This is a genomic window from Streptomyces rishiriensis (assembly GCF_030815485.1).
In the GTDB taxonomy this organism is placed as follows: Bacteria; Actinomycetota; Actinomycetes; order Streptomycetales; family Streptomycetaceae; genus Streptomyces; species Streptomyces rishiriensis_A.
The window spans coordinates 225064-248378 of record NZ_JAUSWV010000001.1 but is presented as its reverse complement, the minus strand read 5'-3'; the positions used below and the strand labels follow the sequence as shown (position 1 = coordinate 248378).

The 23315-nt window shown below is 69.7% G+C and carries 21 protein-coding genes and 3 pseudogenes; 11 read left to right on the top strand and 13 right to left on the bottom strand.

All coding sequences use genetic code 11. From position 1 onward, the window contains the following. Window positions 1-319 precede the first annotated feature (319 nt). Window positions 320-586: pseudogene (locus tag QF030_RS01270) on the bottom strand (lamin tail domain-containing protein); the annotation flags it as partial. Window positions 587-993: 407 nt separating this feature from the next. Next, window positions 994-1364 (bottom strand): annotated as a pseudogene (locus QF030_RS01265) (DNA polymerase III subunit alpha); the annotation flags it as partial. Window positions 1365-1620: 256 nt separating this feature from the next. Here QF030_RS01265 and QF030_RS01260 point away from each other — a divergent pair. After that, window positions 1621-2727 (top strand): hypothetical protein, encoded by a 1107-nt coding sequence (locus tag QF030_RS01260; RefSeq protein WP_307160773.1) that lies wholly within the window; start codon window positions 1621-1623, stop codon window positions 2725-2727. A 354-nt stretch (window positions 2728-3081) separates the two neighbouring features. Here the strand turns inward: QF030_RS01260 and QF030_RS01255 are convergent, their stop codons facing one another. Further along, complete coding sequence (locus tag QF030_RS01255) at window positions 3082-3480, bottom strand: VOC family protein (protein WP_307160772.1); 399 nt, start codon at window positions 3478-3480, stop codon at window positions 3082-3084. Window positions 3481-3572: 92 nt separating this feature from the next. Here QF030_RS01255 and QF030_RS01250 point away from each other — a divergent pair, with 92 nt between their 5' ends. The 5 genes and pseudogenes from QF030_RS01250 to QF030_RS40415 form a co-directional block, all read left to right on the top strand. After that, a complete protein-coding gene (locus QF030_RS01250; RefSeq protein ID WP_307160771.1) occupies window positions 3573-4562 on the top strand; it encodes a helix-turn-helix transcriptional regulator in 990 nt (329 codons plus the stop codon). 801 nt (window positions 4563-5363) lie between these two features. Further along, window positions 5364-6365, top strand: coding sequence for a bifunctional DNA primase/polymerase (locus QF030_RS01245; RefSeq protein ID WP_307160770.1), 1002 nt, complete (start codon window positions 5364-5366; stop codon window positions 6363-6365). Then, window positions 6362-7882 carry a DNA primase family protein gene (locus QF030_RS01240; protein ID WP_307160769.1) on the top strand — a complete coding sequence of 507 codons (1521 nt, stop codon included), beginning with the start codon at window positions 6362-6364 and terminating at the stop codon, window positions 7880-7882. The genes QF030_RS01245 and QF030_RS01240 overlap by 4 nt, the downstream gene beginning before the upstream one ends. Then, on the top strand, window positions 7879-8280 hold the full coding sequence (locus tag QF030_RS01235; protein WP_307160768.1) for a DUF6009 family protein: 402 nt from the start codon (window positions 7879-7881) through the stop codon (window positions 8278-8280). The genes QF030_RS01240 and QF030_RS01235 overlap by 4 nt, the downstream gene beginning before the upstream one ends. A gap of 83 nt (window positions 8281-8363) precedes the next feature. Beyond that, window positions 8364-8563, top strand: a pseudogene (locus QF030_RS40415) (telomere-protecting terminal protein Tpg); the annotation flags it as partial. On the opposite strand, the gene QF030_RS01230 reads toward QF030_RS40415, so the two are convergent. After that, window positions 8541-8807: a hypothetical protein gene (locus QF030_RS01230; RefSeq protein WP_307160767.1), complete on the bottom strand. Its 267-nt coding sequence runs from the start codon at window positions 8805-8807 to the stop codon at window positions 8541-8543. The pseudogene QF030_RS40415 and the gene QF030_RS01230 sit on opposite strands and share 23 nt — an antisense overlap. 55 nt (window positions 8808-8862) lie before the next feature. After that, window positions 8863-9528: an HNH endonuclease family protein gene (locus QF030_RS01225; protein ID WP_307160943.1), complete on the bottom strand. Its 666-nt coding sequence runs from the start codon at window positions 9526-9528 to the stop codon at window positions 8863-8865. Window positions 9529-9716: 188 nt separating this feature from the next. Between QF030_RS01225 and QF030_RS01220 the strand changes: the two genes are divergently transcribed. The 5 genes from QF030_RS01220 (at window position 9717) to QF030_RS01200 (ending at window position 14684) form a co-directional block, all read left to right on the top strand. After that, a complete protein-coding gene (locus QF030_RS01220; protein ID WP_307160766.1) occupies window positions 9717-10358 on the top strand; it encodes a DUF6417 family protein in 642 nt (213 codons plus the stop codon). Window positions 10359-10705: 347 nt separating this feature from the next. After that, window positions 10706-12052 (top strand): tetratricopeptide repeat protein, encoded by a 1347-nt coding sequence (locus QF030_RS01215; RefSeq protein ID WP_307160765.1) that lies wholly within the window; start codon window positions 10706-10708, stop codon window positions 12050-12052. Between the two features lie 651 nt (window positions 12053-12703). Further along, window positions 12704-12922 carry a hypothetical protein gene (locus tag QF030_RS01210; RefSeq protein ID WP_307160764.1) on the top strand — a complete coding sequence of 73 codons (219 nt, stop codon included), beginning with the start codon at window positions 12704-12706 and terminating at the stop codon, window positions 12920-12922. Continuing rightward, window positions 12919-13824 carry a sigma-70 family RNA polymerase sigma factor gene (locus QF030_RS01205; RefSeq protein WP_307160763.1) on the top strand — a complete coding sequence of 302 codons (906 nt, stop codon included), beginning with the start codon at window positions 12919-12921 and terminating at the stop codon, window positions 13822-13824. Before QF030_RS01210 ends, QF030_RS01205 begins: the two co-directional genes overlap by 4 nt. Then, complete coding sequence (locus tag QF030_RS01200) at window positions 13821-14684, top strand: hypothetical protein (RefSeq protein ID WP_307160762.1); 864 nt, start codon at window positions 13821-13823, stop codon at window positions 14682-14684. The genes QF030_RS01205 and QF030_RS01200 overlap by 4 nt, the downstream gene beginning before the upstream one ends. Window positions 14685-14958: 274 nt before the next feature. On the opposite strand, the gene QF030_RS01195 is transcribed toward QF030_RS01200, so the two are convergent. From QF030_RS01195 to QF030_RS01160, 8 genes are all read right to left on the bottom strand, one after another. Next, the gene (locus QF030_RS01195; RefSeq protein ID WP_307160761.1) at window positions 14959-15543 is read right to left on the bottom strand and encodes a hypothetical protein; all 585 of its coding nucleotides are present in this window, start codon (window positions 15541-15543) and stop codon (window positions 14959-14961) included. A 160-nt stretch (window positions 15544-15703) separates the two neighbouring features. Further along, the gene (locus tag QF030_RS01190) at window positions 15704-16030 is read right to left on the bottom strand and encodes a nuclear transport factor 2 family protein (protein ID WP_307160760.1); all 327 of its coding nucleotides are present in this window, start codon (window positions 16028-16030) and stop codon (window positions 15704-15706) included. A 164-nt stretch (window positions 16031-16194) separates the two neighbouring features. Continuing rightward, window positions 16195-17556, bottom strand: coding sequence for an FUSC family protein (locus QF030_RS01185; protein ID WP_307160759.1), 1362 nt, complete (start codon window positions 17554-17556; stop codon window positions 16195-16197). Window positions 17557-17587: 31 nt separating this feature from the next. Next, entirely contained in the window at window positions 17588-18139 is a 552-nt protein-coding gene (locus QF030_RS01180) for a TetR/AcrR family transcriptional regulator (RefSeq protein WP_307160758.1), read from the bottom strand. 90 nt (window positions 18140-18229) lie between these two features. After that, on the bottom strand, window positions 18230-19705 hold the full coding sequence (locus tag QF030_RS01175) for an aldehyde dehydrogenase family protein (RefSeq protein ID WP_307160757.1): 1476 nt from the start codon (window positions 19703-19705) through the stop codon (window positions 18230-18232). Between the two features lie 131 nt (window positions 19706-19836). Beyond that, window positions 19837-20724 (bottom strand): SDR family oxidoreductase, encoded by an 888-nt coding sequence (locus QF030_RS01170; protein ID WP_307160756.1) that lies wholly within the window; start codon window positions 20722-20724, stop codon window positions 19837-19839. 60 nt (window positions 20725-20784) lie between these two features. Beyond that, on the bottom strand, window positions 20785-21795 hold the full coding sequence (locus QF030_RS01165) for an alcohol dehydrogenase catalytic domain-containing protein (protein ID WP_307160755.1): 1011 nt from the start codon (window positions 21793-21795) through the stop codon (window positions 20785-20787). Window positions 21796-22150: 355 nt separating this feature from the next. Then, a complete protein-coding gene (locus QF030_RS01160; protein WP_307160754.1) occupies window positions 22151-23185 on the bottom strand; it encodes a LacI family DNA-binding transcriptional regulator in 1035 nt (344 codons plus the stop codon). Window positions 23186-23315 lie beyond the last annotated feature (130 nt).

Here is a 23315-nt window from a genome sequence, read left to right as displayed (position 1 = left end):
AAGATCCCGTCCACGCCTCGTCCACAGACCGCGACATGGGGCAGCTTCTGGCTGCATCTGCCTGCACATACGCCAAGACCTCGTCCTCAGCGAAAGCGCTGGTGGCGGGGTCTTTGGGCACCTCATGCAAGGTGCCCCCGGCAGGATTCGAACCTGCGCACACGGCTCCGGAGGGCAGGCGGTAGGAGTGCGCACCGCACGCGGTGGCGTTCTGCGCCTTATGGCTGGAGTTGGCGCAGGGGACGGCTCCGTCGTGGACCAGAACGATGCTGTCTCTTCCTGTCGAGTCCTGCAGGGAGGGACAGCGCCGCGCCTGCCTTCGCCCCGCAAACTTGTTGCCCGTGGCGTCCTTCACGACGTAGCCCTTGAGGTCGACGGTCGCGGTGCGGGAGTAGTTCTTGATCGTCAGGTATTCGTCCTTGGTGTTGCCGCCGGAGCACCGGTTGGAGTCGCTGCCCGGGGCGTCGTACTGAACGCCCTTGAGCTTCAGTGCGGACGTGTACTCGGTGGCCTGGGCCGGTCCGGTGGTGAGCACGGCGATCGTGCCCGCGGCGGCAACTGCGGCCATGGTGTGGCGCATACGCATGAGGAAATCCCCCCTCAGTGGTGCGAATGGAGCGCCTGGAGCATACCGGAAGTGATCAACGAGTGCGCCTGTCGTGTACATATCGTGAAGGCCCCGGTCAGGCCGGTGCCCGTCGGCACGCCGGTCAGGGACTGGCCCGAGCGGAGAGCAGGCGACAGACCACCGCCCCGGCCATCCGAAGGTGGACCGCTCTGGGCCGGGCTGAGTTGCTGGGAAGTAAGAGAAACACGCGGGTCGGAAGGAGCTCGCAGGGTGAGCCGGGCGTGTTCTGCGGGCTTCTCCCAGGGTGTCTCCTCAGACGCAGCCCGAGATGCATGGCCTGAACCACTGGCGGCCTCGGACTGTTCCTGTGTGTTCCTGCCGGCCCAGGAGCGCGGGGGATGAGAATGGGCGGCGCGCAGGTTTCTGGGGTGCACGGCGTAGCAGCGGGGCAGTGCGTCCAGGACTTCGGCGCGCTCCCACAGTGGCCCGAACTTCTTCGCCTGTGCGGAGAGCTGCCGGAGCTCGGCAGTCCGGCCAGAGCGGAGCGGATGTCGCGGGCGCGGATGTGCGGGAAGCTCTTGGCGACGTCCCCGATGACCTGCGGTGGGATGCCGAGGGTGAGCTCGGTGTCGCGCAGGGCGTGCCGCGCCCGTTGGGTCTCGGGCATGCCGGTGACCGCGGTCCCCTCCTTCCCGAACCGCTCGATGGCGCGTCGTACACCTCCAGGCGCCGCTCGGACTCCACATCGAGGTCGATCCGGCAGCGACGTACGCCGCTCACTGAGGAAGCGTTCTCTACCGACCGCTCGATCGACCGGGACGTTCGCTACCTGCGCGGACGCGTCACGTGCGTGTCAGCAACAGGGAAGTTGCACGACGGCCGCACGTGACAGCGCCACCAGTTGCGATCGCGTAGCGGCGGTGGCGGGTGCAGGATCGACGTCGTTGAGAACAGTAGGGCGTTGGCGGTCCTGGCCCCGTGATGGACGCGAAAACGCGTTGTCTACTGCCACCGAGGTGCGAGGATGCAGCTGTTTCCCATGCGGAGGGCCTTTGTTCGTTTTCGTCTGTGCGAGGTGCGACGCCGAGCTGACCGTCCCGTTGTCGCAGGTCTCCCTTCCTGCCCACGCCCGTCAGAGTTACGGGAACGGGGTCCAGCTTCCGGTGCTCATGGAGTCAGGGACGTTCGCCGTGGACCCGGACCCCTGGGGACGACCGTGGCGGATGTGGAACGAGATCGATCCGGGCGAGGCGGAGGCACGCGGCATCTACGCGCCGGTCTATGCCCTGTCCGACAGCGCGCCCGGAGCAATTGTCATCGCGCCCGGTGATATCCGCGGAACCCGGCTGATCCCCGAGAATCGCGGCGGTGCCTGCTGTGGCCTCGACGGGGCCGACGGCCCCAACTTGGCCTGCGTGGCGTGCGGCCAGCCTGTGGCGACCAGGATCGACGACTGCTCGCTCTGGCAGGCAGTGCGGCTCAGCTCCGACGCCGTGTACCGCGTCCTCTTTGAGGGTGTCGACGCTGCGCCGCTTTCCTGGGACGAGCTGACGGAGAGGGGGGAGAGCACGCCCCCGTTCGAGCCGATTGCCGCGTGGGGAGGACGGCTCGGGTCGAGGCACTACTGGTCGTGGAGTCCGCAATGGGAGGCGGCAGCTGGCCAGGCGCTCGCCCACCTACTTGCGGCCTCCGAAGGGCAACCGGTGAAGGTCCCGGGCGGTCTGACCGGGGACGTGTTCCAACGCGCGCTCGACGCCCTGCTGCCCGCGGGCCCGCCGATGCGGCGCGCCGTCCTGGCTGGACCGGGACGGCCCGCTCCCGACGCGGGCGTCGACATCCTCCTGGTGCCGGTCCATCCGCAGACGGGTCAGACCTGGACCCCGGCCAGCCCGGCTGCATCGGCATACCCGGTGCCGCTGCCCCTGGGGGTGTGGCTGTGGTTGGCCTCTCCCCAGCCCCACTTGCGGGTTCCTGCGTCGGGCGGCATACCCCAAGACGTCCTCCGCGACGACCCGCTCCCGCCGCGCCCCAATTGCCTGTTCCGGGCCGACCGGGGAACGTTCCAGCACACCCTGGTCCGGCTACCAGCCGTTCGCAGCCCGTGGCTGCGCGAGATCCTTGCGAACCTCACGCAGTACATGTCCACCGGCCTTTTCTAGCGCCATCGAGACCGAAACTCGAGGAAGGCGCCAAGTAACTTGGTTACGATCCTGAGGGCTGGCTCACACCTGCCTCGCGGTGCCACACAGGTCTCGGAGGTCTATCGCGGCGTACCGGCATGCCGACCAAGCCGTGGCTGGCGTCCCCAACTCGGCGTTCGAGCTCGTGCAACTCCTCGCCCGGCACGGCCGGGGGAACGAAGCGATCGACGTGATGCGGCTCCAGGCAGAGGTCCTTCGAGGATCAGCAGTGCGTTCCGATGTTCCCTGCTGGTGGCGCTCCTGGACTCGGCGGCCGCGTTCCCCGGGAGCCCTGGGATCTCGGGGCTCCCGCGTGAGCGGCTGTGAGTGGCGTCAGTGTGCGAACTTTTCGATCGCCTTCTGGGTGACGGGGGTGAAGAAGTTGACGAGGTTGCCGTCGGGGTCGCGGAACAGCAGCGAGCGGTTGCCCCAGGGCATCGTGGTGGGCTCGTTGACGAAGTCGGTGACGAAGCCGATCAGGTTCTGATGAATACGGTCCACGTCGTCGACGAGGAACTCGGTGATCACGCTGTGGTTGTCCGCCGGGCGGGCAGAGCCCGGGGCGAACAGCGGGACGGTGCGGGTGCCGGCGATCGCGAGGGTTGCGCCCGCGGTCTTGAGTTCGGCGAAGTCCTCGGTGGCCCATATGGCCTGCATCCCTGTAGCTCGCTCGTAGAACTCGACGAGGCGTGCGACGTCGCTGGTGATGATGCGGATCGAGACGAAGTCCATGGGAATCTCCTTGGCTGTGCTGGAGGCGTGCAGTCGCAGGCTAGGAGAAATAGTGGACAGAATCGGTCCTGTATTCGCGTTAGGCTGCGAACATGCCCCGACCCACTGGCCGCGTGCTGAGACTCCTGGAGCTGCTGCAGTCGGGCGGCACCCGGACTGTGGCCGAGCTCGCCGACCGTCTCGGCGTCGAAGGGCGCACTGTGCGGCGGTATGTGGCCCAGCTGATCGAGCTGGATGTGCCCGTGGAGTCGGTGCGCGGCCGTTACGGCGGGTACCGGCTGGCTCCCGGGTACCGCTTGCCTCCACTCATGCTCAGCGACGACGAGGCGCTGGCCGTGCTGCTCGGCCTGGTCGCCGGCCGCCGGGCAGAGCTGACGACGACGGAGCGCACGGCAAACGAGACGGCATCAGCGAAGATCCGGCGGGTGCTGCCCAAGCACATCGCCCGCCGGCTCGACACACTCCTGGAAGCTCTCGCCTTCACGGATCAGCCCGGCGAGTTGGACCACCCGGACGCCGGGCTCCTGCTCACCATCGCCGATGCAGTGCGCCACCGCCGACCGGTCTCGATCCGCTACACCGACCGCGACGGACGGCGCAGCGAACGCACACTGCACGCGTACGGGATCGTCGCCCATGCGGGCCGGTGGTACGTGACGGGCAAGGACGCCCAGGCCGGCGAGGACCGAACCTTCCGGCTCGATCGCATCGCAACCGCGAGAGCCCTGCCCGGCTCATTCGAAGCGCCCGCGGGTCCCGGTCCGGCACAGCGCGTGTTGTCAGGATTCGCCACGGCCGAGTACCGACATGAGGTGACCTTGCGGATCCACGGGACAGTTGAGCAGATCCGCGCGCACCTCCCCGCCAGCATCGCGAGCCTGGAGGAGCACGAGCCTGCGGCCGGCCAGGACCCGGCGGCCGAGCCCTGGCTGCGCGTCGAGCTACGGGCGGAGCGGCTCGACTGGTTGCCTCCAGTACTCGCCTCACTCGACCGGCCGTTCGTCATTGAGGGCCCAGATGAACTGCGCGACCTCGTCATCGCGCTCGCCGATCGCCTCACGTCCTCTGCCCGCCAAGCTTGACAGCGAGGAACCAATGTCATGTGACGGCACAGCTAGCTAGCCCTGAGTTTCAGTCGCTTCGGTCGCTGTGCGCACCCGGACGGTTCGACGTCGCACTGTCGCGTCAGCTGGTAGGACTGGGCATCGGGGCAGACGGCTGGACCAGTTAGCGGCTCAATTCGTCGAGCAGTAGATCCGAAGAGAACTTGCCTGCTCTGGGGACGCGTTGTTCCCCGGTGACCGAGCCTCGGTCGCTTCAGTCGCTTGAGTCGCTTAGGTCGTCGTACTCGGCAGAGAGCGACTGAACAGTCAGCGACTGAGCGGCTCTTCAGTCACTGACTGGGGGAGCCAGCAGACTGCCAGGTCAGCGCGTCCTTCTTGGAGTCGAAGCGACTCAAGCGACCGGACAACGCATATACCGACTCCAGAGAGTGTGTGCGTGTGCGTTATATACAGAGAGCTTCAGTCGCTTCAGTCGCTGTTCGGTCTTCTTGCCCCGCCTGAGCTGGAAGTTTGCTGATGCCGACATGCAGCGACCGAACTGCCCTGGGTCGCTGTGCTGTTCCCCCGGTCGCTGGACGAGTGCTAGCCGGTCTCATCATCGACACAGGAGCACCGTTGTTCTGCATGTGCTCCACAACCCCACCGCCCCCATTCGCTAGGCTGTGTCTGTCATTGAGTCGCTTCGGTCGCTAGTGGGGGGTGCAGATGCCTGCTGAGCTGCAGTTTTCCCGCAGCGACTCTCCCGACCCAGCCATCCCCGCTTCTTCAGTCGCTCCAGCCCTTGCCACTGCCCAAGCCTGCGCCCGGCGCGGCTGGCCCGTGCACCCCCTCGCCCCAGGCCGCAAGACACCGGCCGCGAACTGCAGCGACTGCCGTGCCAACGCCCACGCAGCGACCGGCTGCCCCTGTCTGCGCTCAGGCCGCTGGTGCCACAGCTTCCACGCGGCCACCCTCAACCAAGACCGCATCCAGCAGTGGTGGGGGCAGCACCCGGAGTTCGGCACCGGCGTCTCCTGCGGCCCGGCAGGCCTGGTCGTCATCGACATCGACGCTCACGGCACCGAGCCCCCGGCGCGAGACCGGATCCTGCCCGGCATCCCCATCGGCGACCAAGTCGACCTCTCCGGCCTCGCCAACGGCTTCCACACCCTCGCCGTCCTCGCAGCCCTCCGCGGCCAGCAGAGCCCCGCCGACGACACCACCACCCTGCGCGTGCGCACCCCCTCCGGAGGCCTCCACGTCTGGTACAGGGCCACCAGCAACCGCCAATGGAAGTCCTCCGCCGGCTCCAGCCCCGGCCGCGCCCTGGCCTGGCAGGTAGACATCCGAGCCCACGGCAGCTACATCATTGCCCCTGGCACCACAACCATCCACGGCAGTTACACCCCCATCGGTGAAGCCCGCGAGCCAGCGGCCCTTCCCTTGTGGCTCGCACAAGAACTCGACCGCACCGGACACTCGCCCGCGCCCGCCGTTCCCGCTCCCCGGGCCGTCCCGCCCCGCGCCCAGCAGGCTGTCCTTGCCGCCGGCGGCCGACGCAGCCAAACCGAGCACACCCTCGCCGCGATCCTGGCGCCCGTTGCAGCCTGCGGCCAGATCGCACAGGGCGCAGGCTTCTCCGACACCCTCAACCGGGCCGCCTACACCCTCGGCGGCCTCATCGCCGCCGGTCGCCTCCTCCAACAGGAAGCCGAACAGGCACTCAAAGACACCGCCGCCGCAGCCCGCCCAGGCCAGGAACTGCGCATCGAACAGATCATCCGCAGCGGCCTCACCGCAGGCCTGAAGAAACCCCTCCACGCCACAGGGAGGCGCCCGTGACCTCCCCCGGCATCGAGCCACTCTTCGAGTTCGACCCCGAAGCCGTCGCCGCCCAGATCCGCGCGCAGAACCCCGCCACGCCGCTGCCCGCCCAAGCAACCGCCGAGCGGCCAGGCGGCGAAGCGACCGCCAACGGCCTTCTCCCGGACACGCTGACCGACCGCGGCAACGCGAAACTGTTCGTCAAGCTCTACGCCAACGACTACCGGCACGTCCCCAACATCGGCTGGTACCGCTGGGACACCACCCGCTGGCAGATCGACGAAGACGAAACCGTCCTATGGGCCGCCGGCGACCTCGCCGAGACGATCGCCGGCCACGACCCCCGCGGCCTGTTCACCACCACCGCCCTGCACAAGCACCGCACCCGCGCCATGTCGACCTCAGGCATGAACGCCATGCTCGCCCAGGCCCGCTCAGCGCCCGGCATGGTACTCAAAGCCGACCGCCTCGACGCCGACCCCTACGCTCTGTGCACGCCGCAGGGCGTCGTCGACCTGCGCACTGGGCTGCTCAGAGCCCCCGACCCGAACAAGGACTTCCACTCCCGCTCCACCACCGTCGGCCCGCAGCAGACACCCATCCCGCGCTGGCTGCGCTTCCTGACCGACACCTTCGGCGACGACGCCGAAGGCCTGCAAATGATCGACTATTTGCAGCTGCTGCTCGGATACTCGATCACCGGCGACGTCGGAGCCCAGGTCCTCCCCTTCCTCTGGGGCACGGGAAAGAACGGCAAGTCCGTCCTCCTGGACGTCATGATGAAGCTGCTCGGCGACTACGCGGACGCGGCCCCTCCCGGCTTCCTGATGGCCAAGCCGTTCGAAGGCCACCCCACAGACCTCGCCGAACTCCACGGCCGGCGCGTCTATGTCTGCTCGGAGATCAAACCCGGCGACAAGTTCGACGAAGCCCGGGTCAAACACCTCACAGGCGGCGACCGGATCAAAGCCCGCCGCATGCGACAGGACCCCTTCAGCTTCGAACCCACCCACAAACTCTGGCTGCTGGGCAACCACCGCCCCGAAGTCGGCACCGGCGGCTTCGCCTTCTGGCGGCGCATGCGTCTGATCCCCTTCGAACGCGTCGTCCCCGACGACCGCAAGATTGACAACCTGGCCGACCTCCTCGTCATGGAGGAAGGCCCCGGTATCCTCGGCTGGCTCATCGACGGCGCCCGCCGCTACCTCGCCGGCGACCGCGACCTCACCGGACCCGAACGCGTCCGGATCGCCACGACCGCCTACGCCGAAACCGAGGACCACACCGGCCGCTTCTACGAGGAATGCTGCCGGCTCGGCCCCGACCTACGAGTCGAGCAGACGACGCTCTACGCCGCCTACACCACCTGGTGCAACAATGAGGGCGCACTGGTCATGTCCTCGCGTGCCTTCGCCTCCCGCACCAGAGAACTGGTCGGGCTGGCCTCACCCAAGGGCATGATTTTGTCCAACCAGCGCAAGTACTACCCGGGCATCGGACTGCTCACCGACGAGGAGAGGGAAGCCAGCGCATGAGTTCCCTGATCGATGCGGACGAGATCAGCCACGAAGTCGACCTCGTATGGCTGGAAGACGTCGGCCAGCTCGACTACGTGCGCCAGAGCCTGGACCGACTACCCACCCGCAAGGGCAAGCCCGCCTACCACCGTGACGGCCGCATGGTCGGTTACGCCATCCTCGGTCCCAACGCCAAGGCATCCCGAGCCTCGGGCACATTCCGCCGCCGAGTCTTCTGGGTCCTGCCCCACGACCGCGACACCGAGCCCGATGGCCTCTACGCAAAAAGCGCCCCGGCCGAAGCTGTCGACCCGCGCACCCTCGAACCCCGCGTCAAGGGCTACAAAACCGAACGCTCCGAAGGCGGCCCGCCTTCTCTCGCCATGCAGGAACTCGGCATACAGCTGCCGTTGTAACGCCCGGCCCCAAGCGTTTTGCCTGACTGGCTCTTCGAAGCCCTGGATGAAGGGCGGGCGCCGGTTCGATCAGGTCCCCCACCAGTGCGAAGGCCGTCGCACAGGAGATCAGGGTCACCGCTGACTCCATCAACCGCTATGGGAGCGGTGCCCGCGAGAACCCCCGAACATTACGGCGATGGTCGACGAGGCGGTGCGGCAGCGTTGGCAGCCGCGGGTCCGCAAGCGTCGCCGCCGGCAGGCCGCCACCGCCACCGGCGTCACGGTGGAGACGCGGGCTCGTCGTCGTCAAGTCCGAGCTGCCGACGGGCATTGGTGGTGGCGGCCGTCACCGGCGTGAGGGCCGCCGCGACGTCCGGCCCGAGCGCGGACAGCGCCTCGGTGAGGGTGTCGATCGCGTCCAGGGCGTCGTCCGTGGCCGCCGGGCTCCAGCTCTCCGGCCCTGCGGCATCGGCGCGGTGGCAGGCGTTCTCGGCCGTCATCTCGGCATAGTGCTCCACCCCGGGCAGGTTCGGCGACAGTTTCACGCCCGTCCAACGATTCTCAAGTGGAAAAGATCACCAACAGCACTCGGGCCGTCTTTCAGCGGGCTCGGACGACCTCGATGACCGTGTCCGGGCAGCCGTCGAGGACTTCAGTAAGCACGGCCTGTTCGGCAGGGTCCACGGTAAGCTCCCAACGGGTTTTCACGGCGGTCCAGTCGGTGGCGTACGTGCAGCGGTAGCCCTGGGCGGGTGGCTGCCAGGTGGCCGGGTCCTGGTCGGCCTTGGACCGGTTGCTGGTGGCGGAGACGGCGATGAGGGCGCGGGGGTCGTCGAGGTCGTTGGCGTAGGCCTGCCGTTCGGCCGGCGTCCATGCGGAGGCGCCGGAGTCCCAGGATTCGGCGAGGGGGACGAGGTGGTCGATGTCGAGGGCGCGGGCCTGGGTGGAGGCGGTGTCGTCGTAGCGCGAGTACCAGGTGCCGCCGCTCAGTGTGCAGTTGGCCCCCTGTTCTGGCGCGGTGACGGCTTCCTCCAGGAGGACCTCGTTGCGGGTGCTGCAGCCGTCGCGGTCGGCGTCGATCCAGTGCTTGAACTTCGTGCGTTCGTAGCCGGTGGGGTCCTCGTCCTGCACGGTGAGCGCGGCCAGGGCCTCGCGGACGGGAAGCGTGATGGTGTCACCCGGGGCCCGAAGCGATGCCGGATTGGGAGAGACAGCGTGGGCGGCGGGGGAGAGCAGGACGGCGAGCGCAGACAGCGCGGCGGCCATCACGCCGGCGGTGCGGGGGTGCGCACGGAGACGGGTCCTCTCGAAGATCACAAACGGTTGGTGATCTTCGTACTGGCCGCGTCGCCTTCGTAGCGGCTGTTTGGCTCAGGGTTCACCCGCGCGGTGGGCAAGTCACACGATCGCATGAGATAGGCAGCGAACACCTCGTGCACTTCGGGCGGTGCGGCATGCTCGTGTCTGCCGTAAGGCCGCTGTCGATGACGGTACGGGGTGGCGAGGTGCAGGGAGACAGAACGCTCGAGACGCTCAAGGCGGTGTGGGCGTGGGAAGAGAAGGCCGAACACGGCTGGGTACTGGATGCTGCGGCGCCGTCGTTTCAGCGGCGTGCGCGTGCATTGGCGGGGGAGGGGCTGGTGGAGACAGCCGGCCGGGAGACGCGTGCGGAGCTGTCGGCGTGGGAAGGCCGTCCGGTGCGCTGGGCGGTCCGCTTGTCGGCGACCGGTCACGACTTGCTCGCCTACGCCGGGGTCCGGCCGGCTCCGACGCGCCTGGGGCCGGGACCGGGGGAGCGGCTGGTGGAGCTGGCGCCCTCGCAGATGGCAGCGCTGCGGGTGTTCGTCGGACTGGCAGGCCAGCTGAAGTCACCACCTGCGCCGGGGCTTGCCGAACAAGTGCGTACAGCCGTGTACGACCGGGGCGTGAGGCGGTGGCAGCTCCATCTGACGCAGGTGCAGATGGAGTCGGCGGCGTACGGATTTTGGCTGCACCGGCTGACCGGTTCCGCAGCGGAGGCCAACCGCTTCAGCCGTGAATACAAAGTCGTGTTCGCCCCGGGGCCGAAGAGCAGCGGTTCGGCTGCCATCTCGTGACGGTGCAGGTGCAGCGCTTCCGAGCCTGCGACGAACGGCCCCTTCCGTCTGGGCAGGGAGACCCCATGTGGAGGCCCGGAGCTGCTCGCCGAGTGCGGACCTGCCGTCTCATGTTGTGTGCCGTTGCGCGGCGGGACGGATCGAGAAGGGCCCGGGGCGGAACGGGTTCGGAGGACATGGCCATCACGCGCGTCGAGGTCCTACGTCGACACCTCAAAACCGCCAGCGTTGCCTCGGGAGACTGGCCCGGCCGAGTCAGGCAGCAGGGGTCCTGGTCGACGTGGACCGTTGGGACGCGGCGGTAACGGCGGAGAGGGTGTCGGAGGCGAGCGCTAGGGTGCGTGGCCGTGGACGCTACTGATCTTGAATACCGTTCCGGGACGCGGTCCGGGTGCATTCCGCCGGAGCTGGTCTCGCGGCTGCTCGAACGCGGTCACGTCGACGTGGTGGAGCTGTACGCCGGACGCGGGGAGTGGTTCTGTGCGTTGGCGTGGGTGCGGTTGCTGGGGGAGCAGGGTCGGCAGGCCGACGCGTTGGACGTGCTCGCCCCGTATCTGAAGACCGGCTGGTGGACGGCCGTCGCAGCCGCGGCCGAGCTGCTGGAGGGATGGGGGCGCGTCGATGAGGCGATCGAGATCACCCGGGTCCGCATGGAGGTTGGACACCCGATGGCGCTGGAGTCCTACACGCGCCTGCTGGCGCGGCACGGCCGCGCCGAGGAGGCGTTCACTCTGCTGCGCGCGCACATCGGCGAACTGCCCCTCGGCACACTGGTCGACGTCGCGGGCGCCGCCGGATGTGACGAGGAAGCCGCCGCGCTGGTCGCTGCCCGGACCGAACACCGGTGTACCGACTTCCCGTGGTGCTGCCGAGGCCTCGATCGCGACACGGCATTCGGGTACCTGGCCACGATCCTCGAGCGCCAGGGCCGTCCCGGCGAGGCGATCGCCCTGCTGCGCGCCAACAGCACCAGCCTGCTCAACAACCGTGAGCAACTGGCCGCGGTCCTGGGACGGCACGGTCGGCTCGACGAGCTCCGGGCAATGGCGGCAACTGACGACTCAGGGCGCGCAGTACAGCACCTCGCGCGGTTGCTGGAGGAGGCCGACGACGTGGAAGGGGCGATCGCGGCATACCGGCAGGCCGACCAAGCCGTGGCCGGCGACCCCAACTCGGCGTTCGAACTCGCGCAGCTCCTGGCCCGGCACGGCCGGGGGAGCGAAGCGATCGACGTGATGCGGGTCCAGGCCGACGCACGCAACGGGGACGACTGGATCCTCCATACGCTGTCCGAACTGTGCCTCGGCCAGGGCCGCCCCGAGGAAGGCCTGGCACACCTCGACGCCCTGACCGCCGCCCGCGGGGGCGAGGAGGAGTGGAACCTGTACCGGATACGGCTGCCGCTGATCGCCGCCCGCGACGGCGTCGACGAAGCGGTCGCACAGGCGCGCTCCCACCTCAAGGGTGCCACCTGGTACGCGGCGTCGTACATCGCCGAGCTCCTCGCCGGCGCCGGACGTACCGAGGAGGCCGTCGCCGTCCTCGAACAGCACTCCTCCTCGAATCGCCATGACCTGGCCGGCTATCTCATCGACCTCGGTCGCGTCGAGGACGCATTGGCCATCCTCCTGCCGCCTGCCCCCAGCCCGCCCAAGCTGCCGGACGGCCCCTGGCACGACGATCCCCCGTTCTGAGCCCAGCCCGTTGCCCGGGTTGCCCTGCGGCGTCGTCTCGCAGCCAGTGCGGCTCCCGTCCGGGCTGAGCGGGGTGTTCTCAGCGGCCAGCTCCGCCAGGAGTTCGCGCTGGCGGGCCTCCGCCTGACCGGGGCGCTTCCTGCCCAGCACCATGGCGGCAAAGCGCAGGATGGGTATCCGGTGAACTGCGGGCCGGTAAGCGGTTGTCAGTGGCCTGTACTACGGTCGCGGAGGTCCCTGGCGGACCGCTCCGCTCCCGCCTGGCCTCCGACAGCGGCCGGGCGGGAGCGGGTGACACTCGCTCCCTAAGTTCTCGGCACGGGAGCGGGCCCTTCCGGATGGAAGGCCGACACCCGAAGGCGTCTTGTTCCATTGACGCGGGTACGCCGTGCAATTTCAAGGAGAACCGGGAACTTCCACCCTCCTGCATGCCGTACCTGGCGTTCTTTGCGCCTGAGCGGTCATCCGTGCGCGCCCGGCGGCGCCCTATGACTGTCATTGTTCCGTGAATCACTGATCACGTGGCGTAGCAACTTCCTCTGTGGCCATGCTGGTTGCTCTTCCCGTCGGCGGCTTCGGCACCCGTCTTCGGGGAGCCCTGCGGCTTCCGGATGGGCCGTACGGGATATGGCCGACCCCAGAGGAGTTTGGATGGAACGGAAGCAGACGGTGATCATCGTGGCGACGGCCACGGTGTTCGTCTGGAGTGTGGTGATGGTGGCGATCGGCCAGACGGCAGCGGTCGCCACGCTCGCCCCGGCCCTCGGGCTGGCCGTGCAGCAGATCGTCCATGCCGCCCGCACGCAGGCCGCGCCGGCCTCGGGACACCGCGTGGCGGCGGTGCCGGACAAGGAGGACGACGCCCCGTGACGACGCCCTTCGAACCGCCGGTACCGCCGGCCAGTCCGTCCCCCGTGCGCCCCGGGCGCAAGCTGGGGCCGATCGCGGAGAACGTGGGCAGCGCCCACCGCGCCTGGCTGGAGCCTATGCGGGAGACGTATCTGCGCAGCGGTCTGACACTGAGCGAGCTCAGCCTGCGGGTTCTGCTCGCCAAGTCGAAGATCTCCGAGCTGCTGCGCGGAACCGGCCTGTATCCGCGCTGGGAAATCGTCCTCAGCCTGTCCACGGAACTTGAGATGCCCGGCTGGCCCCTGTACCGGCTGTGGAGGCAGGCCGCGTTCGAGGCCCACAAGAGCCGGGAGTGGGTGGAACGCTCCAGTCAGAAGGCCGCGCTGACCACCTCTCACACGGCCCCGCCGCTGGACCACCGCGCGTTCCGCGAGCTGGTGGAGAACGACTACGGCCTCTACGCCCAGGTCTTCCTCGACGACGACCAGCGCGACACCGCCGTGTCCGACACCTTCGACATCCTCTGGCTGTGCTGGAACGACGCACTCGCCAGCCCCGACACCCGCAGCTTCGCCTGGCACATCCTGCGCGCCACCGTCATGACCCGGACCCTGCACCTGGACGGCCGGCCCGAACTGGGCGGCGCCGCCTTCGACACCGTCGCCCTCCAGTCCCTGACCACCGAGGCCGACCGCCTCGACCAGATCGCCGAAAGCCTCCAGCTGTTCAAGGCGATGAGCCGGCTGCCCGACCACCAGCTCGACGTCATGGTGCTGCGCCGCCTGTGCGGGATCACTCCCGAGCGCGCCTCCGCACTCCTCGGCGTCCCGCTGGCCACCGTGCGCTCCGACGAGCGCCACGCCGTCCACTTCCTGCAGAGCGTCATCTGCCCGCCGCCCGAGACCGAAGGGAACGCCGAATGACCTGCATCGAAGAGATCCTTTCCAGGGCCCTGCTGGTCCGTGACCGCACCATGCCCCGCGACATCGTCCCGGCGTCCGCACCGCCGACGAGCACCGATGCCCGCCCTCCCGGCGCCGCGAGCACCTCCACCGCCGCAGCTGAGGACCTGCGGGCACTGTGCGAAACCCTCGTCACCCACACCCCGCCCACCGCCGTCGCCAACTTCGTCACCGACCAGGTCCCCGAACCCCGCAGCGCCCTGATCCTAGCCTGCGTCCTGCAGCTGACCGACACCAGCGACGGCGCACGCTTTTGGTGGCAGTACGCCGCCGGAGCCGGCCAGGCCGCCGCCGCGTACTGCCTCTACCTCCACCACCTGGCCCTGGGCGAGAGCGACGCGGCCGACTGGTGGCACCGCCAGACCGACGACGTCCAGCCCCCGCCAGACCTCCCTGCCTCGGAACACCGCCCGAACCCGGAACCCCCGGGCCCCTGGAGGGCGGCCGAGCACCGGGTCACCAGCACCTCCACCACCACGATCCTGCGCGTCCTTCGCCACCTCGCGAAGTACACCGCGCGGCCCCGCCCCGCCGCCGTCAAAGCACTCATGACTTACGTCCCCAGCGCCGTCGCCATCGGCTACCTCCGTCAGCCCGAGACGGAACTGCCGATGCCAGGACCCGACTTCGCCCGCCGGATCAGCACCCTGCTCGCATCAGCTGCCAACCGGCCCGACGTCTACACCAGCCTCCCCGCCCGCCCAGCACCCCGCCCACGCCCCGTGCCCGGCACAGGCCAACCCGCACCGCGCCCCGCCGCCGGCAAGCCCGCCGAAGAGGTAAACCCGCAGTTCGGAGAAACCGCAACACGGTCAGGGTGACATCACCTCACGTGGCCCGGGATCTGCCTCACGCGGTTCGGCTGCCGACTCGCGAAGGTCCGGAGTGCAGTGCGTCCGTCGGTTTGAGGGGGGTGTCGGCGCCGACCAGCTCCGCCCGGTTCTCGCGCTGGTCGGCCGCCGCGATGGGCCCGGGGCGCCGGGGACCCAGTCCTGTGACAGACCGATGACCCGGCTCGAGGTGGTCTTTACGCTCGTCCCGCCAGGCGTTGAAGGCGCGAGGGGCGGCGCGCCACGCGCTGCGTACCTTGATCCGTCAACGCCGGATCCGGTTCTGCACCGGCAGGGTGCGGGCGATCAGTGCGACGCCGACGGGGACTGCGAGGTTGACGAGGAGGACAGGGATTTCTTCCATCAGCGTGTAGCCGACGCTGAGGCCGAGCAGGAGGTTGACCACCATGACGGCTGCCCACAGGGGGCTGAAGACGGCAGCGGCCGCGCTCATGGCCCGTACCGGGGAACCTGCTGTCCGCCAGACGGCTGTGAGCTGTGCTGTTCCGGCCCACAGCAGGATGCCGGCGGTCAGGACCCATGCGGTGCGCGACGCCGTGATGAGCGGGCCGTCGTTCCACCAGGTGCGGCTGGCCCACCACAGCAGAAGGGAGACAGCAGCCGGTCCGGCGAAGATCGCCCCCGCCAGGCCTGCTTCGATGCGGGCACTGTGGCCGTCGGCAACCCCGCCCAGGGCGTTGGCTGCGCAGAGCGCGAACCACAGAGGGCAGAAGATCGCTGCCGCGACCACGCCGGACACCCGGTGGGGAGGCTGGGCCAGGAGCGCGCAGAGGAGAAAGGCGGCACCGCTCAGCGGGATACCAGCCAGGATGAAGCGGATGGAACGCATGAAGGTACTCCGCGGGAGAGGACGGCGCAGAAGCGGGGCATGGCGCATCAAAACGGCGTATCTGCTTGGGGGCAGGTTTCGGCGCGGCCGCTGATCGGGGCGCGGACGGCGGGCGAGGTCGGGCGGTGGCCGTGCGGGCGGCCCGGGGCGGGGGGCTGCCTCAGGCGGTGATCCGCATGAGGATGATCTGGTCGCCTTGCACGGTGAAGGTGAAGTGTGAGGGGCCGTTGAAGCCGTTGCCGCCGACCTGGGCGAGCACCGTGGTGATGTCGCCGGTGGTGTGGGCTTGGGTGACGTGCAGCGTGACGTCGACGCCGATGAATTCGGCGTCACTCCATGCGCGGATGGCCTCATGGCCGGTGAAGCCGCGGCCCCAGTCGTTGACTGCGCCGTTGGGGCTGAAGGTGGCCAGCCATGCGTCGGTGTCGTGAGCGTTCGCGGCGGCAAGGGCGGTCGCGACGACGGGGGGCAGCGGGGAGGCGGTCATGGTGGGGTCCTTCGTGGTCGGAGAGGCAGTAGTGGTCGAACCGTCGCTGGCGGGTGGTGACTGAAGGCTGTGGACAGTCCACGTGATCAGGAAGGTCAGGATGAGCAGGGCCGCCAGTCCTGCCCGGTTGAAGCCGGGGACCGTGGAGGGCAACTGGATCCGGTTCATGCAGCACCTCTGACCAGGGGCTGTGTCTCGAGTTGGCGGGCCGTGGCGCGCAGCGCCCGGGCAGTGTGGGGGTCGGGCTCGGGGGCGCTGTGCTGCAAAAGTCGTGCGGCACGGTCCAGTGCCTGGAGGGTTTCCTTCTGCAAGGGTGCGGTGGCGGCGGAGACGGCCGCCCGTTCGGCCCGGGTGCGCTCGCTGACCAGTTGCAGCCGGTGTACGGCGGCGGCCAGCCGACCCAGCCGCCGCTGGCTGCCGGCCGTTTCGTCGGCCGCGAGGATGTCGGCGCTGGTGTGCAGGACGAGTACGAGCGCCTGGTTCTGGTGACGGCGGGCCCACTGCCAGGTGACGGCGTAGGAGGCGGCCAGGGCCGCGGCACAGCCCAAGAAGGTCTCCACGGCCCGGGAGGTGAGCAGCGCTCCCACCGGCTGGGCCGGTCCGGCTGCGTCGACCAGCAGCAGCGCCATCGGCGTGACGAAAACCATGGCCAAGGCGTAGTTGCGGGAAACGAAGAGTTCGGTGGCGAAGGTAAGGGCGGCCAGGACCAGCGCGGCGGCCCAGGCGCGGGGGTGCGCCATCAGCAGGAGTGCGGCGAGCAGGCAGCCGGCCAGCGTACCCAGGAGCCGTTGCAGGGCTCTGTTCGCCGCGGTGGAGGTCTGGTTGCCGCGGCTGAGGACCGCGGCAGCGGTGGCCATGGCCCAGTAGGGCCGTTCAAGGCCCAAGAGGATGGAGACGGCGCCGGCTGTGGCGACAGCGCCGGCACTGCGCAGCGCCATGAGAACGAAGGGCGATCCGGCGGGGTTGAAGGCCACGGCGAGGCGGGCTGCCGTTCGCGCCCTGGCCGCTCGGTTGTTGTGCACTGGTTCAGGTTGCCCGCGGCGGGTGCGCCATGCCTGGTCTAGGACGGACAGCAGGGTGGCTGCGGCGCCGGTGGCGGCGGTGGCCGCGGCGAGCAGGAGAACGTTGCCGGGCAGGACCGTCCCCAGGGCGCACACCAGGACGAACATCATCATGCCCGGTGGGCGTGCGGCGAGTGCGGTACAGGCGTAACTGACCAGGGCGGTCCATAGCGCTGTTACGGCGACGGCCGGCCACGGGTGGTGGGCCGCAAGTGTTCCGCAGGCAAGGGAGAGGACCAGCACGGCGGCAGCGGAGCCTACGGTGAAGGCTTCGCGGCGCGGGGCGGCGTCTGCGCTGTAGAGCGCGGCCAGGGACCCTGTGCTGGCGATCAGGCCGGTGACGGTGTGACCGGTGGCCGCGCCGAGCGCCACCGGCAGTGCCGCGCATACGGCGGCGCGGACACCGACCCGGACGCGGGCCGTGTTGGGCTTAAGGGGCAGCAGGCTGCTGGCCAGGGCAGGCACGGGGTCTTTCCTCTCCTGTCCTGGGGACGGGTCAGTTGGCGGTCAGGCCGGCGGTGACAAGGTCGCGCGCGGCGGTGAAGGACTCAGCCGGTGAGCCGGCTGCGGGTGCGAGGCGGGGGTCGAGGAACGCGGTGAGCGCGGTGAGCCCGGTCGTCGCGGCATGCAGGTGGTCGTGCGCCCAGGCCGGCGCCGGCCGGGTGTCCAGCAGCCCGGCCAACGTGGCGGCCAGGGCCTGGTGGTGGCGGGACACCACCAGGCTGTACGCGGACAGGTGGGCGTAGGCGGCGTGCAGTTCCGGATCGGTGCGCGCGGCATCTTGGTGGGCGGCGTACAGGGCATCCAGCCAGGCGGCCGGATGGGGGCCCTGGCCGGCCGGGAGGGTGTCACGCAGCCGGGCGAGCCAGCGCTCGATGACCGCTTCGCGCAGTGCGTCGCGGTCGGGGAAGTGCCGGTAGATGCTGCCGTGGGAGACACCCAGGATGCGGGCGGTGTCCATGACGGTGGCTTTGCGGGGGCCGAAGCGGCGCAGCGCCTGTTCGGCGGCGTCGATGATCTGCTCGGCCAGCAGTGCGCCTTCGGGCACGGTGGTTCCTCACGGCATGGTGACTTGGTATGCGGGGCGCAGCCGGAGGGTGCCGGATTCGGGTGAGCCCGGCACCGCATCCGGTGCGGGTTACACGGGGTAGGTGCTGTGCTGGTCGGCGAGGGTGATCCAGCAAGTCTCGGTGAAGAATTCCGCTCCCCATTCGCTGCCGAAGTGGCCGAAGCCGCTGTCCTTGACGCCGCCGACGGGGGCCTGCGGCTCGTCGGAGACGGAGTGGTCGTTGACATGGACGGCGCCGTGGCGCAGGGCGCGGGCGACGGCGAGGCCGCGGGTGGCGTTCTCGGTGTAGACGGCGCTGGACAGGCCGTAGGGGGTGTCGTTGGCGAGGGTGACGGCGTCTTCGGCGCTGTTCACGCGGAACAGGGTGGCGACGGGGCCGAAGACTTCCTCGTGGTAGATCCGCATGTCCGCGGTGACGTCGGCGAGGACGGTGGCGGGGTAGAAGGCGCCGTCGGCGTCGCCGCCGCCGGTCAGGACGGTGGCTCCCTTGGCGACGGCGTCGGCGACCAGGCCGGCGACGCGTTCGGCGGCACGGGCGTTGATGAGGGGGCCCACCAGGGTGTGCGGGTCGTCGGGGTTGCCCTGGCCAAGCGAGTTCACCTTGGCAAGGAAGGCGTCGGTGAAGGCGTCGTAGACGCTGTCCTGGATGATGACGCGGTCCACGCACATGCAGATCTGGCCGGCGTTCATGAACTTGGCGACCGTGACACCGGCTGCGGCGTACTGCAGATCGGCGTCGTCCAGGACGACGATCGGGTTCTTGCCGCCCAGTTCCAGGATGACGGGGGTCAGGTGCTCGCCCGCCAGACGGCCGACGATGCGGCCCACCGGGGTGGAGCCGGTGAAGTTGACGCGGCGCACGCGGGGATCGGCGATGAGAGCTTCGACGACGGCGGGGGCATCGGCACGGTCGTTGGTGACGATGTTGACGACACCGGCCGGCAGGCCGGCCTCGGCGAGGATGTCGGCCAGGAAGTAACCCGAGGTGATGGGGCCGTCCTCGCTGGGGCGGATGATGACCGGGTTGCCGGTGGCCAGCGCGACGGCGACGGCGCGGGCACACAGGATCAGCGGCCCGTTCCACGGCACGAAGGCGGCGACCACACCGGCCGGCTCCCGTACGGCCATGGACCATTCGCCGCTGACGTCGCTGGCCAGCAGCTTGCCGACGGGGCCCGTCGCCATGGTGGCGGCCTGCCGGATGAGGGTGGCCGACATATGGATGTTGAAGCCGGCCCAGGTCCGGGTGCCGCCGGTCTCGGCGAGCATGATCTGCGTGAACTCGTCGGCCCGCTGCTCCAGCAGGTCGGCCGCGCGGTGCAGGAGTTCACGGCGGGCGGTGGGCGCGGTGGCGGCCCAGGAGGCGAAGGCAGCGTCGGCCGCGTCGACGGCGAGGGTGACGTCCTCCGGCCCGGCGGCGGGCACGCGTACGAACACCTCACCGGTGCGGGGGTCGAGGTCGTCGGTGGTGCGGCCGGAGACGGCGGGTATCTCCTTGCCGCCGATCAACAGGCCGCGGGCGGCAGAGGCGGTGCTTGCAGGCATGGCGGAACTCCAAAGGGCGGAAGGAGGCAGGGTGAAAAGCCGGTGCGGCGCAACGGGGGTTTCGCACCGCACCGGCGGTCTAGGGCACCTGGGCAGCCCCGCTGAGTCCGGCGGGGCCATACAGGCGGACGTCAGTTGTGCGGGTGCAGCAGGTCTTCCAGGCCGATCCGGGTGAGGAACTCGGCGCGGATGTGGTCGGCGACCGCGCTGACGGTCTCGGAGCCGTCGTTGGCGGGGTCGATGTGGACGCGGAAGGGCCGCTTGCCGTGCTCGGTACCCACGACCTCGACGATCGCGTCGGCCACCTGGGAGACATCGGCGTCGGCGGGAGCGAGGGCCGCCAGGCGCTGGGAGACCTGGTCCATCATCCCGGCGTAGTGCGCCTCGTAGTCGGGGATGACGGTCTGGTCGCCGGGGTGGCCGCCGGTGGCGAAGTGGTTGGTGCCGCGGGTGAAGGAACCCGGGACGATGATCGACGTCTCGACGTTGAAGCGGGCCAGTTCGGCGGCGTAGGAGACGGCGAGGGCGTCCATCGCGGCCTTCGCGGCGAAGTAGGGGGCCAGGTACGGCGGGGTGCCGCCCTTGGTGGACGTCGAACCCACCCACAGCACCAGGCCGTTGCGCTGCTTGCGCAGGTGAGGCAGGGCGGCGCGGTTGACGCGCTGGGTACCCAGCACGTTGGTGTCGTAGACGGCGATCATCTCGTCCGGGGTGAAGGCCTCGGTCGGGCCGGTCACCATGTGGCCGGCGTTGTGGACGATCACATCGAGGCCGCCGGCCTCGCTGACGACGGTCGCGATGGCGGCGTCCGCGGATTCCTGGGACAGAACGTCGAGTTCGACGGTGCGCAGGTCGACGCCGTTCTCCGCGGCGTAGTTCTTGGCATCGGTGACCCGCTCGGCGTTGCGGGTGGTCGTGTTGCGCATCGCGGCATACACGGTGTGGCCGGCGTCGGCCAGTGCGCGGGCGGTCAGCGCGCCGAAGCCCGAACCGGCGCCGGTGATGAGGATGGTGCTCATGGGATGTCTCCTGCGGTGGGAAGGGGGGTGAAGCAGTGGAAGGGGCGGGGCGTGACGGGCTCAGGCGAAGGTGATGACGGACCGGCCGCCGCCGGCGCCGGAGCCCAGGGCGTCCAGGGCGTCGGGGGCCTGGTCCAGGCTGATGGGCGTCACGGAGGGGAAGATGTCGTGGGCGGCGGAGAAGGCCAGGGTGTCGCGCAGGTCGTGGGGGGAGCCGGAGGGGGAGGCCATGACACGCAGCCGGTTGAGGACCATCGGCTGGGTGGGCAGGGTCAGCGGGTCCGAGCCGTAGCCGCACAGCAGGAGCGTGCCGTCGGGGGCCAGGCCGCCGAGCGTGGCGGCCGCGGCGGCGGTGGAGGGTGCGGCGTTGAGCACCAGGTTGGCGCCGCCGTCCCATGCCTTGAGCGCGGCCGCCGGGTCGGTGTCGGCGCTGGGGATGAACAGCTCCGCGCCGAGTGACTTGGCGTGGTCCTCCCCGCGGCGGGAGCGGCCGATGACCGCCACCCGGGCGCCCATGGCGACGGCGTAGCGGATGGCCAGGGCGCCGATACCGCCGGCGCCGATGATGGCGACACGGGAGCCGGCCTTCGCGCCGCCCTTGCGCAGGCCGTTGAAGGCGGTGATGCCCGCGCACATCAGCGGTGCGGCGGCCACGGGGTCCATGCCGGCCGGGAGCGGGGTGACGTAGCCGGCCTTGAACACGGCGTACTCGGCGTATCCGCCGTCCGCGACGATGCCGGTGATGCGCTTCTTCGGGCACAGGATCTGCTCGCCGGCGACGCAGTAGTCGCAGTGCCCGCACGAGTCGTACAGGAACTGGGCGCCCACGGCGTCGCCGACGGAAAGTCCGGTGACGCCCTCGCCGACCGCGGCGATGGTGCCGGTGATCTCGTGGCCGGGGATGACCGGGAAGCGGGCGAAGGGGTAGTGGCCGCGGATCAGGTTCAGGTCCGAGAAGCACACGCCGCACGCAGTGACCTTGATGAGTACCTCACCGGCCTTCGGCTCGGGCGTCTCACGGTCGATCACGGACAGGGGGGCGTTGACGGCAGTAGCCAAGGCAGCACGCATCGTGGGTCTCCAGGCAGGTGAGGTGGTACGAGGGATAACCGTTGACCACGGCCTTCCTCTGTCGGACCTGACATTTCCAGCCACAGCAGGAGGGAGAAAGAGGGCTGGTTTGACTAGGGCTGGCTGTCCTAGGGTCCGATAGGAGAGGCTGCGGGGCGCGGCGGAGACGCGGGCTCGGATGCGGGAAACCCGGCCCCTGCACTGGGAGGGCTGACTGTGGGGCCGCGGCGCCCGGGTGCCCAGAGCGCGGATTGACCGGACGCCCCTTTGGAAACGGCAGTCGGGCGGAGCCTGCCCGACGCTCCTTGCAAGGCGGGTCGGCCTGTCGCCTTGGTACGGCGCTGTCCTCGATGCGTCAGGCCAGGGCAGACGCCGTCCGGCTGGTGGATGTGCGGGTGATGAGTTCGATGGGGTGGTGGCGTTCGGTGGGGGCTTGGGCGGTGCCGGTGAGGAGGTCGGTGAGGAGTTCGACGGCTTGGTGGCCGTAGGGCTGGGGGCGGAGGTTGATGGCGGTGACGGGGGGTGTGCACAGGGTGAGGGCGGGGGAGTCGACGCAGGCGGCGAGGAGGATGTCGCGGCCGATGGTGCGGCCGAGGTTTTGCAGGGTGTGGTGGGCGATCTGGGCGGTGCCGTCGGGTCCGCAGATGAGTGCGTCGGTGTCGGGCCGGCGGGTGAGCATGTCGGTGACGAGGGTGCTGGTGGCGGCGGTGGGGGCGTCGGTGGCGACGGCGCCGATGTGGGGGGTGATGTCGTGCTGGTGGCACCAGTCCTCATAGGTGCGGCGGATGAGGACGGCCCAGTCGGACTGGAAGTCGTCGTCGGTGCCGATGAAGGCGGGGGCGGTGGCGCCGGCCCGGGCGAGGTGGTCCATCAGCTCCCGCATCGCGGCACCGTGATCAGCATGCAACAACCCCGCCGGCGTGGAGCCCGTTGTCTGGAACTGGCCGACGCAGACCAGTGGCAGAGATACGCGGGCGAGGGCGGTGGCGACGGGGTCGGTGGGCATGGGGTCGATGAGGATGATGCCGTCGGCGCGGATCTGGGGGGTGCCGGTGGTGCGGTCGCCGGGCGCGAGGAGGGTGAGGTCCAGGCCGTGGTCCTGGGCCCGGCGGGCCGCGGCGAAGGCGAACTCCATGTAGAAGGTCAGGCCCATCGCACGCTGCGGGATGTGCAGAGCGATGGTGCCGGTGCGGGCGCTGCGCAGATGACGGGCGGCGGCATTGGGCACGTACCCCAGCTCCCCGGCCGCCTCCACGATGCGCCGGCGGGTCCCCTCCGACACCCGCCCCGACCCCGACAACGCATCCGAAGCGGTGGTCTTGGAGACATTGGCACGCCGGGCGACATCGACGATCGTGGCCGAGCGGGCTGGGGACACCGGCTCGTTCATATGCAGCTCCACTGAAAGGGTTCGTCTTTCGGAACAACTTGCCGGAACGTTCCGGCCGGTCTAGATTATCTGCTGCCGGAACGTTCCGGCCAGTGTGGGCGTTGTCCGTGCCGGAACCTTCCGGCAATGA

Bases quoted from the DNA above. Each gene is read 5' to 3' on its own strand.
- QF030_RS01190 (WP_307160760.1), bottom strand. From the start codon at position 16,030: ATGACCGCCTCCCCGCTGCCCCCCGTCGTCGCGACCGCCCTTGCCGCC.
- QF030_RS01250 (WP_307160771.1), top strand. From the start codon at position 3,573: ATGCCCCGACCCACTGGCCGCGTGCTGAGACTCCTGGAGCTGCTGCAG.
- QF030_RS01160 (WP_307160754.1), bottom strand. From the start codon at position 23,185: ATGAACGAGCCGGTGTCCCCAGCCCGCTCGGCCACGATCGTCGATGTC.
- QF030_RS01165 (WP_307160755.1), bottom strand. From the start codon at position 21,795: ATGCGTGCTGCCTTGGCTACTGCCGTCAACGCCCCCCTGTCCGTGATC.
- QF030_RS01200 (WP_307160762.1), top strand. From the start codon at position 13,821: ATGACCTGCATCGAAGAGATCCTTTCCAGGGCCCTGCTGGTCCGTGAC.
- QF030_RS01195 (WP_307160761.1), bottom strand. From the start codon at position 15,543: ATGCGTTCCATCCGCTTCATCCTGGCTGGTATCCCGCTGAGCGGTGCC.
- QF030_RS01255 (WP_307160772.1), bottom strand. From the start codon at position 3,480: ATGGACTTCGTCTCGATCCGCATCATCACCAGCGACGTCGCACGCCTC.
- QF030_RS01210 (WP_307160764.1), top strand. From the start codon at position 12,704: ATGGAACGGAAGCAGACGGTGATCATCGTGGCGACGGCCACGGTGTTC.
- QF030_RS01225 (WP_307160943.1), bottom strand. From the start codon at position 9,528: ATGGCCGCCGCGCTGTCTGCGCTCGCCGTCCTGCTCTCCCCCGCCGCC.
- QF030_RS01170 (WP_307160756.1), bottom strand. From the start codon at position 20,724: ATGAGCACCATCCTCATCACCGGCGCCGGTTCGGGCTTCGGCGCGCTG.
- QF030_RS01235 (WP_307160768.1), top strand. From the start codon at position 7,879: ATGAGTTCCCTGATCGATGCGGACGAGATCAGCCACGAAGTCGACCTC.
- QF030_RS01175 (WP_307160757.1), bottom strand. From the start codon at position 19,705: ATGCCTGCAAGCACCGCCTCTGCCGCCCGCGGCCTGTTGATCGGCGGC.
- QF030_RS01220 (WP_307160766.1), top strand. From the start codon at position 9,717: ATGCTCGTGTCTGCCGTAAGGCCGCTGTCGATGACGGTACGGGGTGGC.